This is a genomic window from Hankyongella ginsenosidimutans (genome assembly GCF_005144965.1).
Taxonomy (GTDB): Bacteria; Pseudomonadota; Alphaproteobacteria; order Sphingomonadales; family Sphingomonadaceae; genus Hankyongella; species Hankyongella ginsenosidimutans.
Genome location: NZ_CP039704.1, coordinates 1105120 through 1120686, shown reverse-complemented (window position 1 = coordinate 1120686; position 15567 = coordinate 1105120). Strand labels below are relative to the sequence as shown.

Sequence of the window (15567 nt, the reverse complement as noted above, 5' to 3'; positions counted from 1 at the left end):
CCCGGCCGGACAACCCGCGGCCCTGCGTCCCATGGAGCGCAGCGCCGCCTTACAGGAGACTATCGGCTTGCCCGTTTCCCAGGCTGCCCCAAGCAGCGCCACCCCGCCCCGACGCCAGTCGGCGGCGCGTCCGACCCGGACAGTCGTCTGCTCCATACGGCCATTCTGCAATCGCTCGACGACGACAAGGCCGAAGAGATTGTCTCCATCCCGCTCGCCGGCAAGTCGACCATCGCCGACTATATGGTGATCGCCAGCGGCCGCTCGACCCGGCAGGTGGCGGCCATGGCCCAGCACCTCGCCGAGCGGCTGAAGCGCGACCTCGGCGTCAACGTGCGGATCGAGGGGCTCCAGACCGCGGACTGGGTGCTCATCGACGCCGGCGACGCCATCGTGCATCTGTTCCGGCCGGAAGTGCGCAGCTTTACGGGCTGGAGAAGATGTGGTCGATCGAGGTGCCGGCGGCCCACGCCAGCTGACAGCGCGGCATGCTCCTGCACATTCTGGCGGTCGGCAAGATCGGCCGTTGTCCCGAGGCGGACCTCGTCGACCGTTATCTGGCGCGCATCGCCTGGCCGGTCCGCATCACCGAATCGCCGGACGGGCGGGCGCCGAAATGGCCTACGCCCCTTGCCCCGCACCGCACCCTCGTGCTCGACGAGCGCGGCAAGACCCTCGACAGCATCGCCTTTTCCGCACTGCTCGGCCAATGGCGCGACGGCGGCGTCCGCGAGACGCGGCTGCTGATCGGCGGCGCGGACGGGCACGATGACGCCGTGCGCGCCGAGGCCGACTTCCTGCTGTCGTTCGGGCCGATGACCTGGCCGCACATGATGGTGCGCGCCATGCTGGCCGAACAGCTCTATCGCGCGCTCGCCATTCTCGCCGGGCATCCCTATCATCGCGCCGGATGAAACGCGCCTGCCTCTGCCTGCTGGTCTTGAGCACCGCCATGCCTGCCGCCGCGCAGGACAGCACCCTTGCTGCGCGCGAGCAGGTCCGCGCGCTCGACAAAAACCCGCGACGCGCGCGCGCAGCAGGATACGCTGACCGCGCAGGCGGAGGCGCTCGACCGGCAGCTTGAGGTCACGACCGCGCAGATGGTCGCCCTGGCGCGCGCCATTCAGTCGCACGAACGCCGGCTGTCCGCGCTGGAGGCCTCCCTTGCGCGGCTCGACCGCCTGCAGGCGCAGGCAATCGCCGATCTCGACAGCCGCCGGATGGAGATCGCGAACCTGCTCGCCGCCTTTCAGCGCCTGTCGCGCCGCCCGCCGGCGCTGGTGCTGGTGCGTCCGCAAAGCGCGCTCGAGACGGCGCGCGCGGTCGGCATGATGCAGGCCATGATCGCGGAGCTGCGCGCGCGCGGGCGATCTGCGAAGCAAGGCTGAGGAACTGCGCCGCGTGCGCGATCAACAGGTGGCGGAACGGGCGCGTTACCACGACGAGCTAGCCGACCTTGAGCGCAGCCGCACCGCCATCGAGCAGCTACGGCAGGAGCGAGAGCGCGCGCGCCGGCAGGTGAGTCTGGCGAACGCCCAGACGTCGCAGCGGCTGGCAGACCTCGCGCGCGAAACCGCCAACCTGCAGGATCTTCTGCTAAAGCTTGAGACCGCGAACGTGCGCAGCGAGCATCTGGCATCCTTGCCCGGGCACCGCTTCCGGCCATCCGACCTCGGCCGCCGCCGCGAACAACCCGCCGTGCAGCCGGATGAAGCAAAACGGACAGGGTGCCGGCCCTGGCAGAGCGCCGCTGGCCGCGCCGAATTTTTCCATGCCGGCTGCCGGCCGGATCGCAACCGCGTTCGGCGCGCACACGGAGGCCGGCGTGACGGCGCGCGGCGTCACCATCGTCACGCGCCCCGGCGCGCAGGTGACGGCGGCTGCGTCCGGCCGTGTGCTTTTGCGGGCGAATTCAGGGGCTACGGGCTTTTGCTGATTGTCGCGCATAGCAGCGGTTATCATAGTCTGCTGGCCGGATTCGCCCGTATCGACGCCGCAGTCGGCGCGCAGGTTCGGGCCGGCGAACCGGTGGGGTGATGCCTGGAGATGCGTCGCCCGAACTCTATCTGGAGGTGCGGCAGAACGGGCAGCCAGTCGACCCCTCGGCCTGGCTGCGCCGCTCCAAGACGAGGACGGCACAGGCCCGAAGCGGTTAGAGCTGGTAATTGTTTGGTGGCGCATGGCCCCTAATGTGGGGCATAATGCAGACAACAAGGCGGAACTTATGATGCGAAGCACGCAGCGACTTCTCCGAATCACCTCGATGCTGGCGATGGCCGGCCCTTGCCTTCGCGACCCCGGCGGCGCAGGCGGCGGCGAACGATGCGGAGACTTATCGGCAGCTCGATCAGCTGATGGACGTCTTCGAGCGCGTGCGCGCCGAATATGTCGAGAAGGTGGACGACAAGAAACTGCTGGAAGGCGCGATCAACGGCATGCTGACGTCGCTTGACCCGCATTCGAGCTTTCTCGATGCGCGCGATTTCGAGCAGATGCGCCAGCAGACCGACGGCGAGTATGGCGGTCTGGGTATCGAGGTGACCCAGGAAAACGGCGTGGTCAAGGTGATCTCGCCCATCGACGACACCCCGGCGTCGCGCGCTGGCATCAAGGCTGGCGATTACATCACCCAGATCAACAAGGAGCCGATTTTCGGCCTCAGCCTGCAGGACGCCATCGCCAAGATGAAAGGGCCGCCGAAGACGTCGATCACCCTGACCATCGCGCGCGAGGGCGAGGACAAGACCCGGGACGTCGTGCTGGTGCGGGAGATCATCACCCTCAACCGGGTCAAGAGCGAGGTGAAAGCAGGCACTGTCGGCTACATCCGGGTGTCGCAGTTCAACAAGAACGTTGGCGCGTCGACACGTGCGGCGGTCGCCGATCTGCAACAGAAGATCGGCGACAAGCGCGTGACCGGCTACGTGCTCGACCTGCGCCGCAATCCGGGCGGTCTGCTCGATCAGGCGATCGAGGTCAGCGACGTGTTTCTCGAGCGCGGCGAGATCGTGTCGCAGCGCGGCCGGCGCAAGGACGACATCCAGCGCTATTACGCGCGCCCCGGCGACCAGACCAACGGCAAACCGATCATCGTTCTGGTCGACGAATCGAGCGCGTCCGCGTCGGAAATCGTCGCCGGCGCCCTGCAGGACCACCGGCGCGCACTCGTGCTCGGTCAGCGCACCTTCGGCAAGGGGTCGGTGCAGACCCTGATCCCCTGTCCGAGGACACAGCGCTGCGCCTGACCACGGCACGCTATTATACGCCTTCCGGCCGGTCGGTTCAGGAACTCGGCGTCCAGCCGGACATCCTGGTGCCGCAGCTCTCGGACCCGGACCTCAACAACCGGCCGCGCCTGCGTGAGGCGGATCTGCGCAACCACCTCATCAACAACAGCAGCGGCGCAAGCCGGACCGAAGAGGTCGACGACAAGCCGGATCCCCGCTTCAACGCCACCGCGGATGCGCTGAAGAAGCTGAAAATCGACGACTTCCAGTTGGATTACGCCATCAAGGTTCTGAAGCGTCTTGAAAAGGCTCCGGCGAAGGTGGCATCTGCGGCCCGGTAGCAAAGAGGCCGCATGACCGACACAGGCGAAGACATCCAGACCGGGCAGGGTGCGACCGATAGCGGGCCGCCCCGTCCTGCCGCTGCGACTGACTGGGAAGCGACGGCGCGGATCATCCGCGCCAGCAGCGCTGCCCGCCTTGCCGAGACGCGCGGCGGGCGCCGGCGCGGGCGGGTCAGCGTCCTGCACATGGTCATGATGGCCGGCGTCGCCGTCCTGCTGTTGAGCGCGCTGGCCGGCGCCTTCTCGCGCGTGCTGCTGCCGATGATGAAAAACTGGAAGCGCGACCAGGAAATGGCGGTCGCCGCCCGGGAACAGGGCCTGGCGGAAAGCGGCGAAGACGTCGGGATGCCCGCGGAGCAGAAGCGCCGCGCGGCGGCCGCCGCGCGGGCAGCCGCCGGCAAAACCCCGATCCGCTGATGGAGCAAAGCGGGACATCCCCGCGCGCCAGGCTGGAGACGCCCGCTGATGCCGCCCCAAGGGCGAAGACAAGCCGCTGCAACTTGTGCCGGAGCGCCAGTCCAGCCTGACACAGCAGCAGCTTGCGGCGCTGCAGGACATCGCGCCCGCAGGCGCGCCGCCGCGGCCCTGGGCGGCGATCGTGGTGACGGAGGTCGGCGGCAATCCGGCGCTGGCGAAGGCGATCGTCGAGACCCTGCCGAGTACCGTAGCCATTGGCATCGCGCCGCTTGGCAAGGCAAGCCGCGAGCTCGCGACGGCGGCGCGCGGCAAGGGGCACGAGGTCTGGGCCGGCGTGCCGATGCAGCCGCTCAGCTATCCGCGCAACGACCCCGGTCCGCACACGATCAAGCTGGACGCCAGCACCGAACAGAACGCCGCCAACCTGGCGTGGGCGCTGGCGCAGGCACCCGGCGCTGTCGGCGCCTACAACATCATGGGGTCCGCCGTCACCCGCGACGAAGCGGTGATGACCGGCGTCCTGCGCCAGCTCAAGGCCGGCGACCTGATGTTCCTCGACGCCCGCGCCGCCGTCGACACCGTGTCCCGGATCTGGGTCAGACCCTTGGCATGCCGGTCGCCGTCAACGACCGCTACATCGAGTCGACGCCTTCGGTCGCGGATATCGCGGTGCTGTCCACGCAGTCGCGCCAGCGTGGTTACGCCACCGTCTTCGTCGAAGCCTCCCGCGTGCGGTGAAGACCGTGCAGGCACTGATCGCCGGCTTCGAGGCCGAAGGGATCAATCTCGTGCCGCCGAGCATCATTGCACGACACGCCCAGCAGCGCACGGTGGCGGCGCGGTGAGGACAAACCGCCCGGCCCTTGCCCCTGCTCTGGCTGTCGCCGCCTCGACGCTGCTGCTCGGCGGCGCGCTGGCGTTCCAGTTTGTCGGCGGCCTGTTCCCCTGCGAGATGTGCCTCTGGCAGCGCTACCCGCATGCCGCCGCGATCGGGCTCGGGCTGGCGGCGCTCGCCGCCGGCACGCGCCACGAACAGGCAAGCCGCGCCCTCACCCTGCTTGCAGCACTGGCGTTGCTGACGACGGCCGGCATCGGCCTGATGCATGTCGGCGTGGAGCAGAAATGGTGGGAAGGCCCGACCGCCTGCTCGGCCGAAGGCGTTGCCGGGTCGACCGCGGACATGCTGAAGCAGTTGATCGCCACGCCCGCTATCCGCTGCGACGAAATCGCATGGTCCCTGTTCGGCGTGTCCATGGCGGGCTACAACCTGCTGTTGTCGCTCCTCGCTGCCGCAGGTGTCTTATGGCTGATCCGAACCCCGCGCATGCAGACCAAATGATCGCCCGGATGATCCGGGTCGACCAGGCCGGGGAATATGGTGCCGTGCGCATCTATGCCGGCCAGCGCGCGGTCATGGGCGACCGGCATCCCTGCGCTGTCGAAATCCAGCGCATGGCCGACCAGGAGGCTGCGCACAAGGCGGCGTTCGACGCCATGATCCCGGCACGCCGCGTACGCCCGACCCTGCTGCAGCCACTCTGGCATGTCGCCGGCTATGCGCTGGGGCTGCCACCGCACTGATCGGCCCCAAGGCCGCGATGGCCTGCACCGTTGCGGTCGAGACCGAAATCGACCGGCATTACGCTGCGCAACTTGCGCAGCTTGCAGACGAAGAGCCGGCGCTGCGCGAGACGATCGCGCAATTCCAGGCCGAGGAGCTGGAACACAAAGCGACAGCGCTCGACCTTGGGGCGGAACAGGCGGTTGCGTATCCCCTGTTGTCTGGCATGATCCGCGCCGGATGCCGTCTGGCCATCCGCTTGTCGGAGCGTCTATGAAACACGTCCTTGCCATCCTCGGGAGCCTCCTGCTCATGACCGCACCCGCCGCCGCCCGCCCGGACTATGTGATCGTGCTGCATGGCGGCGCCGGCGTGTTCGACGCCAAGGATTTCCCGGCCGAAAACGCGCCGCCTACCATGACGCGCTGCGCGGGCCTTGCTTGCGGCCGAAGCGCGGCTGAAGGCCGGCGGCACGGCGGTCGACGCGGTCGAGGCGGCGCTCAGACCGCTGGAGGACTCGCCGCTGTTCAACGCCGGGCGGGGTGCCGCACTGACCCACGAGGGCCGCGCCGAGCTGGATGCTGCGATCATGGACGGCGCGACGCTCGCTGCCGGGTCGGTCGCCGGCGTCACCACGGTGCGCAACCCGATCAGCCTTGCGCGCGCCGTGATGACGGACGGCCGCCACGTCATGATGCAGGGCGCGGGCGCCGACGCCTTCGCCGCCGAGCAGAAGCTCGAGCTGGTGCCGAACGACTATTTCGTCACCCCGGAGCGCGTGAAGCAGCTTGAGGAGGCCCAGCGCGAGAAGGCCGCCTTCAAGATCGACAAATACGGCACGGTCGGTGTGGTGGTGCTCGACCAGGCCGGCAATCTGGCGGCCGGCACCTCGACCGGCGGCATTGCCAACAAGCGGTTCGGGCGCGTCGGCGACTCGCCGATCATCGGTGCCGGCACCTATGCCGACAACGCCAGTTGCGGCGTCTCCGCGACCGGCTCCGGCGAATATTTCATCCGCGCGACCGCCGCCCGCTCGGTGTGCGCCCGCATGGAATTCGGCAAGCTGAGCCTCAAGGAGGCAGCGGATGCCACCATCGCCCACATCGGGAAGATCGGCGGCGATGGCGGGCTGATCGCGCTCGACCGGGAGGGCAACTACGCCTTCGCCCTCAACACGCCCGGCATGTATCGCGGCGTTCTGCTTGCCGGCCAGCCGCCGCAGACCTTCATCTTCAAGGACGATGCGCCGACCACGAAGTAGCGCCAACACCCTAGAGCATCCACCTCCAGAGTATCAACACATGGCCAAACTGCCGCCGCTCGGTCGCCGCCCGTTCCTCAAGATGCACGGGCTCGGCAACGATTTCGTGATTTTCGACGCCCGCACCCAGTCGCTGCGGCTCAACTACGATGTGGTGCGCCGCGTCTCCAACCGGCTGACCGGCATCGGCTGCGACCAGTTGATCGTGATGGAGCCCTCCAACCGCGCCGACGTGTTCATGCGCATCTACAACCAGGACGGCGGCGAAGTCGGGGCCTGCGGCAACGCCAGCCGCTGCGTCGCCACCCTGGTCGGCCACGCCTGCACCATCGAGACGCGCGGCGGCCTGCTCAGCGCGACCCCGGACGGCGCGAGCAGCGCCACCGTCGACATGGGCGCGCCGCGCTTCGGCTGGGACGAAATCCCGCTCGCCTACCCGATGGACACGCTCGCCATGCCGGTCGCCTGGGAGGGGCTGGCCAACCCGGCCGGCGTCAACGTCGGCAACCCGCACGCCGTGTTCTTCGTCAGCGACCTCGCCGCCAACGACCTGCACACGCTTGGCCCCAAGATTGAGCACGATCCGCTGTTCCCCGAGCGGGTCAACGTCGACGTGGCGCTGGTCCAGGACCGGCAGACCATCCTGCTGCGGGTGTGGGAGCGCGGGGCCGGGCTGACACTCGCCTGCGGTACCGGGGCCTGCGCGACCGCCGCCGCCGCCATCCGCCGCGGCCTGACCGACCGGCGCGTGACCGTGCATCTGCCCGGCGGGCCGCTCACCATCGAATGGACGACGGACAACCGGCTGCTGATGACCGGCGGGGTCGCCACCGCGTTCACCGGCGAGGTCGACCTTGACGCCTATGCCGGCTGAGCTGACCCGCCTGTTCGCGACCCCGGTCTACCGGGCCAGCCTCGACGCAGCCGGGAACCCGGCGCTGGAAGCCGCCTGCCGCTCGATCGCCGAGGATGACGCCGCCGGCCAGCGCTGGTGCGAGAAGAACGCCTACCTCGGCTACACGTCCTATGCGTCCCTCAATGATCTGCCCTGGCGCTTCCCCGAGTTCAAGCGGCTGGCCAAGGCGCTGGACCCGCATGCGCGCGCCTTCGCCAAAGCCCTGGGCTTCGATCTGGCCGGCCGGAAGCTCGCGCTCGACAGCCTGTGGATCAACATCCTGCCGACCGGGGCAGGGCACAGCGGCCACATCCACCCGCATTCGGTCATCAGCGGCACCTATTATGTCGCGATGCCGGCCGGAGCAAAGCCCCTGCGCCTGGAGGACCCGCGCCTGCCGCTCATGATGGCCGCGCCCACCCGCAGGAAGAGCGCGCCGCAGGACCAGCAGCCGTTCGTCGACATGCCGGCGCAGCCTGGCGAGCTGCTGCTGTGGGAGAGCTGGCTGCGCCACGAGGTGCCGCCCAACCTCGCCGACGGGGACCGCATCAGCGTCAGCTTCAACTACCGCTGGGGCTGAGCCGCGCCACCGTCATCGCGAGCGCCGTGGCTTTGCCAGATTTGTCGATGCTCCGCTTTCCAAACCTCAGCTTGTGATTGGTTGCGATGGCAATGCCAATCGGTTCGGCGCTTGGGCATCTGCCCCGCAGCCACTCGGTCAGCATGTTTGAACCATATGCGAAATACCGGAATGTCATGCATTTTGTCCGTGGGCCACCGCGCGGCCTGCCCCTCTCGAAAAGCTCAAATATGCAGCGCGTTCGCCCCCGCCGGATCGCGCGGATAGACGGCGACAGACACCTGCACCTTGCGGTTGAGCCGGTCGAGGATGGTCATCAGGCGGTCGATGGTGAAGCTCTTGAGCCGTGCCTGCCGGATGCGGGAGAAGTCGGCGGCGGCAACGCCGGTGAGCTTTTCGGCGGCGCGCACGGTCAGCTTGTCGGCGGCCAGCGTCTTGCCGATCTCGGCGGCAAGGATGGCGCGGAACTGTTCCAGTTCAGCGTTGGGCAAGCCCAGATCGGCAAACACGTTGCCGGAGCCGCGCACCAGTTCGAAGTCCTCTTCTCGGCCATTATTCGCTTGGTTGCTCATGCCAACGCCTCCTTCAAGCGTTTGATCCGCTCCTTCACCACGTCGATTTCATGCTTCGGCGTGGCGATGCCGCTCTTCGATCAGTTGGAGCGCATAGATCACGCGGAATGCGTCCCCGCGCTCCTTGATGGCCAGTTCCCACACGCCTGCGCCAAGGCCGGTCATCGGCTTGGCAATCTCTGGCGTGTCTCCTTCCGCAATCTGCGTCAGCCCCCGCGCGGCTTTTGCTGTGCGGGCAGGGGAAAGGCCTTGAAGTCCTTCAACGCCCCTTGCGCCATGAGATGTGGCGCAGTGCTTTCGAGCCATATCGCAATGTAGTTAAATTTAACTACAAATGCAAGGGGTGGGTCGGGCAGGCGGGCCATGCCCATGCCCGCGAAGTGTACCGCCAACCCTGCGTCGGTCTGACGGCCTCCGCGCAAGGACGGGTTCGAATCGCCCTACCGGCAGTAGGCCTGGTTGGGCGGCTGGATGACGCAGGCGCCGCGCTGGCCGCCGCGCAGCAGGCTGAAGCGAATGCCGTCGCCGGAGGCCCTGGCCGCCTGGTCCAGTTCCTTGACGGTGTCGACGGATGTGCCGCCAACCGTCTCCAGAATATCGCCGGGGCGCACCATGCCGAGGCGCGCGGCCAGGGACTGCCCGCTCACCTCGAGCACGATCACCCCGCGCTCCTGCGGCACCGCCAGTTCCTGCGCCAGCGCCGGCGACAGGTTGGCGACCTTGAGGCCTGTGAACGGCGTGCGCCCGCCCAGCACGGTGACGTCGCGCGGCGGCGTCTCCGGCGGCGCGACGGCGGTGACCGAGACCTGGGCGACCTTGCCCTTGTGCATCACCTGCAGGCGCAGGCTCTGGCCGGGCTGGCGGGTCGCGATCTGGAAGCGCAGCGCCTCCGGATCGGTGACCGGCACGTCGTTGATCGCCAGCACGATGTCGCCCGCCTCCAGCCCGGCCCTGGCCGCCGGTGACCCGCTGGACACGCGGTTGACCAGCACGCCCATCGGCTTTTGCAGCTCAAGGGTTTGGGCCAGCTCCGAATCGATGGCCTGCGTCTCCAGCCCGATCCACGGCCGCACCACCTTGCCGGTGCCGGCCGCCGCGATCACCGAGCGCACGAGACTGACCGGCACCGCGAACCCGATGCCGACCGAGCCGCCGGACTGCGAATAGATGAAGGTGTTCAGCCCGATCAGGCGGCCGTCCATGCCGACCAGCGCGCCGCCCGAGTTGCCGGGGTTAATCGCTGCGTCGGTCTGGATGTAATATTGGTAGCCGGTCGGCCCTTCGCCGCCCGAGCGCAGCGCCGAGACGATGCCGTGCGTCACCGTCTGGCCGACGCCGAACGGGTTGCCGATCGCCAGCACCAGATCGCCGACCTTCACGAGGTCGGAGTCGCCGAGCGGCAGCACCGGCAGCTTCTCAGCCCCGGCGTTGATGCGGATCAGCGCGAGGTCCGAGCGCTCGTCCGAGAGGATCAGCTTCGCCTCGAACTCGCGCCGGTCAGCCAGCACGACGCGAATCTGGTCCGCATCGCCGACCACGTGGCGGTTGGTGACGATCAGCCCGTCCGGCGAGACGAGCACGCCGGACCCGAGCGAACGCTCCACCCGGTCCCGCGACAGGCCGCTCGGGTTGCCGAAGAAGAATTGCAGCAGCGGATCGCTCAGCATCGCGTTGCGGCGCTGGCGGACGACCTTCGCCGTGTAGATGTTGACGACCGCCGGCGACGCGCGCTCGACCACCGGCGCATAGGACAGCATGACCTGCTGGTTGCTCGTCGGGGCGGTACGGTCCAGCCCTCCGGCGCTGCCAGCGTTCCCGCCTGCTGGGCGCGGGGCGCATCGTTGGAATAGTGCAGGGCCAGCGCCGCGCCGGCAAACAAGCCGGCCAGCAGAAGAAGCGCTGTTTTGCTCAGTCGGACCATGGCCATGGCTCCCTTGCGTGCAAAACGCATCATTGCGCGAGTTTCCTTCATGCCTCTGCCATCAGTGTGCGGACGAATTCCGATAAACCGGTCTGGCGCTGGCGCTTCAAGCGCTCCGCCGCCAGAATGATCTTGAGCCGCGACAAGCAGTCTTCAAGATCATCGTTCACCAGCACATAGTCATATTCGGCCCAGTGGCTGATCTCGCCGGCCGCGCGCGCCATGCGCCCGGCGATCACGTCTGCCGATCCTGCGCCCGGCTGTGCAGCCGGGCATGCAGTGCCGCAATCGACGGCGGCAGGATGAACACGCGCACCAGATCCTCGGGCCGCGCCTGATGCAACTGCTGGGTGCCCTGCCAGTCGATGTCGAACAGCACATCGCGGCCCTGGTCCAGCATCGCCTCGACCGGTGCGCGCGGCGTGCCGTAGCGATTGTCGAACACCTTGGCCCACTCGAGGAACGCGCCTTGCGACACCATGGCGTCGAAGCGCGCCCGGTCGACGAAATAATAGTCCCGGCCGTCCACCTCGCCGGCGCGCATGGGCCGGGTGGTCGCCGAGACCGACAGGGCGATGTCCGGATCGCTGGCCAGCAGTGCGCGCGAGCGTGCTTTTGCCCGCGCCGGACGGCGAGGACAGCACGAACATCAGCCCGCGCCGCTGCTCCGTCGCCATTTCAGAGCGGGTCCGGCCCCAGCATCGTCTCGGCGCGCACGACCTCGTGGAAGCGCGCTTCGTCGATCAGCTTCAGGTCCAGCGCGGCTTCCAGCAGGGTCTGGCCCTTCTTGTGGGCGTGCTTGGCGATTGTCGCGGCGTTGTCGTAGCCGATCTCGGGTGCCAGCGCCGTCACCAGCATCAGGCTCTGATCGACCAGCTGCTTGAGGCGCTTGGTATTCGGCTCGATGCCGGCGACGCAGCGGTCTGCAAACGAGACCATGCCGTCGGCGAGCAGGCGGATCGACTGCAGCACATTGTAGGCGATGACCGGCTTGAACACGTTCAGTTCGAAATGGCCCTGGGCACCGGCGACCGTCACTGCAACGTGGTTGCCCATGACCTGCGCGGCCACCATCGTGAGGCTTTCGGCCTGGGTCGGGTTGACCTTGCCTGGCATGATCGAGGAGCCGGGCTCGTTCTCCGGCAGCAGCAGTTCGCCGAGCCCCGAACGCGGGCCGGAGCCGAGCAGGCGGATGTCGTTGGCGATCTTGTTGACGCCGACCGCCAGCACGTTGAGCACGCCGGACAGCTCGACCAGCGCATCGTGGGTCGCCAGCGCCTCGAACTTGTTCGGCGCGGTGACGAACGGCAGCCCGGTGATCGTCGCAACCTCGGCGGCGAAGCCTTCCGCGAAGCCCTGGAAGCTGTTGAGGCCGGTGCCGACCGCCGTGCCGCCCTGCGCCAGCGCGTAGACGCGCGGCAGCGCTGCCTCCAGCCGCTCGATGCCATAGGCGATCTGCGCCGCGTAGCCCGAGAATTCCTGGCCCAGCGTCACCGGCGTCGCATCCTGCAGGTGCGTGCGGCCCAGCTTGATGATGTCGGCCCAGGCCTTGGCCTTGACGTCCAGCGCCGCATGCAGGTGGCGGCAGGCGGGGATCAGCCGCGCGACCACCTCGCGGGCGGCGGCGATGTGCATGGCGGTCGGGAACGAGTCGTTGGACGACTGCCCGCGGTTCACATGGTCGTTGGGATGCACCGGCGACTTGCCGCCGCGCACGCCGGCCAGCATCTCGTTGGCGCGCCCGGCGATCACCTCGTTGGCGTTCATGTTCGACTGGGTGCCCGATCCGGTCTGCCAGACCACCAGCGGGAACTGGTTGTCGTGGCGGCCGTCGATGACTTCCTGCGCGGCGGCGGCGATGGCCTCGGCGATCTTGGCGTCAAGCTGGCCGAAGCGGTTGTTCACCCGCGCCGCCGCCAGCTTGACGATGCCAAGCGCATGGACCAGCGGGGCCGGCATGCGCTCGTCGCCGATCGGGAAATTGCCGATCGAGCGCTGGGTCTGCGCGCCCCAGTAGACGTCGGCGGCGACGTCGATGGGACCGAAGCTGTCGGTTTCAATGCGGGTGGCGGACATGACGACCTCTTGTTCTGTCAGGATTTCTTGCGGAAACGGTCAAGCGAGACGACCTTGCCGCCGCCGCCGCCGCTGTCGTCGGGGCGGGCGGGTCCGGTTCCTCGCGGGGTGGTGCGGCGACGGCCGCCGGCTCGTCCGGCTGATACGCCGGCGGCTGGAACTGCAGACCGAAATTCACGCCCGGATCGACAAAGCTGACCAGTGCATCGAACGGCACGACCAGCCGCGTCGGTACCTGGTTGAACGACAGGCCGACCTCGAAACGGTCATCCGCCACCTTGAGGTCCCAATAGCGGTTCTGCAGCACGATGGTCATGTCGTCCGGGTAGCGGGCGCGCAGGTCAGGCGGCATCACCACGCCGGGATAGCCGGTGCGAAAGCCGATGAAGAAATGGTGCTTGCCCGGCAGGCCGGTCATGGCGACATCGGTCAGCACCTTGCGCACGACGTCGCGCAAGGCGTCCTGTACGAAATCCTCGTACGGGATCAGACTCTCCGGCGGCGTCTCTTCGTTGGCCATGAAGCGGCGTTTCTCCTGCGGCATCGTCTCTTGCGGGCAATCGTCCGGGTTTAGCCGCCAACCAGAAGATGGACAACCACCAACCCGGCCTCTTCGTCAACTTCACAGCGGCGAATTTGCGCATCGCGGCGCGCAAGAGCCAGCACCGCTGGCGGCTCGGGCGGCGGGCACACAATCACGTCCGCCTGCTGGAGCAGGCGCAACTGGCCCAGCGTCAGCGTGTCCGGATCGTCCGCCAAGATCCGGACGATGTGCTTGGCTGGGGAGGCTGCGCCGGCCAGCGCGTGTGCGATCGCCGCCTCCGGCTCCTGGTGCGGAACCATCGGATCGAGCGCGCCGCCCGGACGCAGCAGCGCATCCCAGAACCGTCGACGCGCGGGCACGCCCGTGTGGATTGCGGTAACGGCAGCGCGAGCAGCGAAGATCGCATCCGCAAGCGCGCCCAGTCCGGGCGGCAGCCAGGTCTCGAACCGCTCGCGCAGCGCCTTGGCGAGCGAGGCGGAAGCACCGCCGGTCGAGACCGAAATCACAACCGTGTCGCGATCGACGATGGCCGGTACCGAGAAATCGCACAATGCCGGCCTGTCGACGACATTCACCAGCAGGCCTCTCGTGCGCAGCTGCTCAGCGGCGTCCGCCGCCGCCGCTTCGTTGTCCAGCGCCACGAAGGCGATCCGGGCCTGTGCCGCGCGCAGGTCATCCGGCGTGACCGGCGTGCCGCCAGCCGCTGCGATCAACCGCGCCTTGGCGTCCGCCGCCGGCCCGACGCCCATAAGCACGACCGGCTTGCCGGTAATCGAGATATGCAGAGGCAGAGTACGCATAAGGACCCATTCCAACGGAGAACCTGACAAGTTGCGACGAACTGACGACGACGCCCGTGCAACGTCAATGGATTATTAATTGTTACGCCACTAGCGTCCATCGATCGGGGAATAAAATGCATAACGCCAGCGATACAGGGGAGTCGTTCCATTCTGAACGAACAATACAAACGTTAACCGCCGGGTTGTCCACGACTCCGGCTGCATAATGGCGTTTCACGCCCTTCTCACGCATGCGTTTTCAGGCGTTTTTCTGAAGATGCGGGGAAAAATGAGTTATCTGCGCGACAGCGACTTCTTTAATCTACCGGAGGATGATGCGGAGGCGTTCATTCATCTGGAAGGCATTTCTCGTACACGCCTGCTGGAAAGCATCCACGGCGAATTCAGTAGCGACTCGTACGACGCGATCTACCGCTACATGAACGAGATTACGGCGATCGCCATGGAGCTGAACGTCGGCGATCTCTACTTCGAGACCGAAACCGACAGCTACAACACCGAGTTCAAACGCTTCCTGATGTCTGTCGACTCGATCATCGCCCGGCTGCGCGTCCAGCGCGCCAAGCGCGACCGCCAAGGCGCGCTTGAGTTGGCCAACGTCGCGCATGGCGCCATTCAAGCGCACCTGGTGAGGCTGAAGTCGGAAATCCGCGCGACCGGCATGGCGGAAGGCCGCAAGCGCAGTCTGCTCGACAAGGTCGACGATCTCGAACTGGACATCGTTGAGCGTCGCATGGCCCCGGAGACGATTGTGCGCTTCTCGCCGGCCATGCGCGTGCGGCGGTAGAGGAGACCTGTGCGCGAATATAAATCCTCCCATTTAGGGGTGTCCGTCTGAAAGACGGACGCAGCAGCGAAAAGCCCATAAATATCATGAATCACCCACCCTCCACCACCTTGGAGGGTGGTCCCCTTCCCCGGCGGGGAGGAATAATCACCCGCGCACAGGTCTCCTCTACAGCGGTACGAGGGGACGCCTGCGGCCTGCGCTGCCTGACAGAGTGTCCGGTCCAAGCTCGCCAGCGGCAATCCGCGCCGTAAAGCCAGCTCAAGATAAGCCGCGTCATAGACTGACAGACTGTATTTGTCTGACAAAGCCAGCGTCGATGACCAGGCAAAGTCGTTGGTCATGCTGTCAACCGTCAACGGGTATGCGGCGAATTGGTCCAGAAGCTGATCGCGCATGGCGCGTTCGATACGGCCGCGCCGGACTGCCGTTTGCAGGCCGTTTGCGATTTCAAGTCGCCATAAGGATGGAACGACCGCGCCATGACTCGCGATGTCATGCGCAATTTTATGACAGCTGGAGATTGCTCGTCGCGAAAACACCAGGCCAAGGCGACGGAAGAATCGAGTACCAGCATCA

At 67.2% G+C, this 15567-nt stretch carries 16 protein-coding genes and 4 pseudogenes; 12 read left to right on the top strand and 8 right to left on the bottom strand.

Annotation, left to right across the window (positions count from 1 at the left end):
* The first annotated feature begins 147 nt into the window (after positions 1-147).
* The 11 genes and pseudogenes from rsfS to E6W36_RS06425 all read left to right on the top strand — a co-directional run bounded on the left by rsfS (position 148) and on the right by E6W36_RS06425 (position 8285).
* Positions 148-479, top strand: a pseudogene (gene rsfS, locus E6W36_RS06475) (ribosome silencing factor).
* Positions 480-488: 9 nt separating this feature from the next.
* On the top strand, positions 489-914 hold the full coding sequence (locus E6W36_RS06470; protein ID WP_222874118.1) for a 23S rRNA (pseudouridine(1915)-N(3))-methyltransferase RlmH: 426 nt from the start codon (positions 489-491) through the stop codon (positions 912-914).
* A 66-nt stretch (positions 915-980) separates the two neighbouring features.
* Complete coding sequence (locus tag E6W36_RS06465) at positions 981-1388, top strand: hypothetical protein (RefSeq protein ID WP_222874117.1); 408 nt, start codon at positions 981-983, stop codon at positions 1386-1388.
* A gap of 13 nt (positions 1389-1401) precedes the next feature.
* A complete protein-coding gene (locus E6W36_RS06460) occupies positions 1402-2037 on the top strand; it encodes a hypothetical protein (protein WP_222874116.1) in 636 nt (211 codons plus the stop codon).
* 242 nt (positions 2038-2279) lie between these two features.
* A pseudogene (locus tag E6W36_RS06455) lies at positions 2280-3568 on the top strand (S41 family peptidase); the annotation flags it as partial.
* A gap of 12 nt (positions 3569-3580) precedes the next feature.
* Positions 3581-3988, top strand: a complete 408-nt coding sequence (locus E6W36_RS06450; RefSeq protein WP_222874115.1) for a hypothetical protein — start codon at positions 3581-3583, stop codon at positions 3986-3988.
* Positions 3989-4073: 85 nt separating this feature from the next.
* A complete protein-coding gene (locus E6W36_RS21870; RefSeq protein WP_342776817.1) occupies positions 4074-5327 on the top strand; it encodes a divergent polysaccharide deacetylase family protein in 1254 nt (417 codons plus the stop codon).
* An 8-nt stretch (positions 5328-5335) separates the two neighbouring features.
* Positions 5336-5826 (top strand): annotated as a pseudogene (locus E6W36_RS06440) (demethoxyubiquinone hydroxylase family protein).
* A gap of 159 nt (positions 5827-5985) precedes the next feature.
* Complete coding sequence (locus E6W36_RS06435) at positions 5986-6810, top strand: isoaspartyl peptidase/L-asparaginase family protein (protein ID WP_222874114.1); 825 nt, start codon at positions 5986-5988, stop codon at positions 6808-6810.
* A 40-nt stretch (positions 6811-6850) separates the two neighbouring features.
* Positions 6851-7684, top strand: a complete 834-nt coding sequence (dapF, locus tag E6W36_RS06430) for a diaminopimelate epimerase (RefSeq protein WP_222874113.1) — start codon at positions 6851-6853, stop codon at positions 7682-7684.
* On the top strand, positions 7674-8285 hold the full coding sequence (locus tag E6W36_RS06425) for a TIGR02466 family protein (protein ID WP_222874112.1): 612 nt from the start codon (positions 7674-7676) through the stop codon (positions 8283-8285). The genes dapF and E6W36_RS06425 overlap by 11 nt, the downstream gene beginning before the upstream one ends.
* Before the next feature lie 224 nt (positions 8286-8509).
* Here the strand turns inward: E6W36_RS06425 and E6W36_RS06420 are convergent, their stop codons facing one another.
* The 7 genes and pseudogenes from E6W36_RS06420 to E6W36_RS06390 all read right to left on the bottom strand — a co-directional run bounded on the left by E6W36_RS06420 (position 8510) and on the right by E6W36_RS06390 (position 14198).
* Entirely contained in the window at positions 8510-8857 is a 348-nt protein-coding gene (locus E6W36_RS06420; protein ID WP_246048198.1) for a helix-turn-helix domain-containing protein, read from the bottom strand.
* A 48-nt stretch (positions 8858-8905) separates the two neighbouring features.
* Positions 8906-9163 carry a type II toxin-antitoxin system RelE/ParE family toxin gene (locus E6W36_RS06415; protein ID WP_222874111.1) on the bottom strand — a complete coding sequence of 86 codons (258 nt, stop codon included), beginning with the start codon at positions 9161-9163 and terminating at the stop codon, positions 8906-8908.
* A gap of 134 nt (positions 9164-9297) precedes the next feature.
* The gene (locus E6W36_RS06410; RefSeq protein WP_222874110.1) at positions 9298-10614 is read right to left on the bottom strand and encodes a Do family serine endopeptidase; all 1317 of its coding nucleotides are present in this window, start codon (positions 10612-10614) and stop codon (positions 9298-9300) included.
* 211 nt (positions 10615-10825) lie between these two features.
* Positions 10826-11455: pseudogene (gmk, locus tag E6W36_RS06405) on the bottom strand (guanylate kinase).
* A 1-nt stretch (position 11456) separates the two neighbouring features.
* Positions 11457-12854 (bottom strand): class II fumarate hydratase, encoded by a 1398-nt coding sequence (gene fumC, locus E6W36_RS06400; protein ID WP_222874109.1) that lies wholly within the window; start codon positions 12852-12854, stop codon positions 11457-11459.
* Complete coding sequence (locus tag E6W36_RS06395) at positions 12835-13398, bottom strand: SspB family protein (RefSeq protein ID WP_246048197.1); 564 nt, start codon at positions 13396-13398, stop codon at positions 12835-12837. Before E6W36_RS06395 ends, fumC begins: the two co-directional genes overlap by 20 nt.
* A gap of 26 nt (positions 13399-13424) precedes the next feature.
* The gene (locus E6W36_RS06390) at positions 13425-14198 is read right to left on the bottom strand and encodes a precorrin-2 dehydrogenase/sirohydrochlorin ferrochelatase family protein (RefSeq protein WP_222874108.1); all 774 of its coding nucleotides are present in this window, start codon (positions 14196-14198) and stop codon (positions 13425-13427) included.
* Between the two features lie 208 nt (positions 14199-14406).
* Between E6W36_RS06390 and E6W36_RS06385 the strand changes: the two genes are divergently transcribed.
* Positions 14407-14988, top strand: a complete 582-nt coding sequence (locus E6W36_RS06385) for a hypothetical protein (RefSeq protein ID WP_222874107.1) — start codon at positions 14407-14409, stop codon at positions 14986-14988.
* 355 nt (positions 14989-15343) lie between these two features.
* Here E6W36_RS06385 and E6W36_RS06380 read toward each other — a convergent pair whose 3' ends face one another.
* Positions 15344-15565: a hypothetical protein gene (locus E6W36_RS06380; protein WP_222874106.1), complete on the bottom strand. Its 222-nt coding sequence runs from the start codon at positions 15563-15565 to the stop codon at positions 15344-15346.
* Positions 15566-15567: the final 2 nt, after the last annotated feature.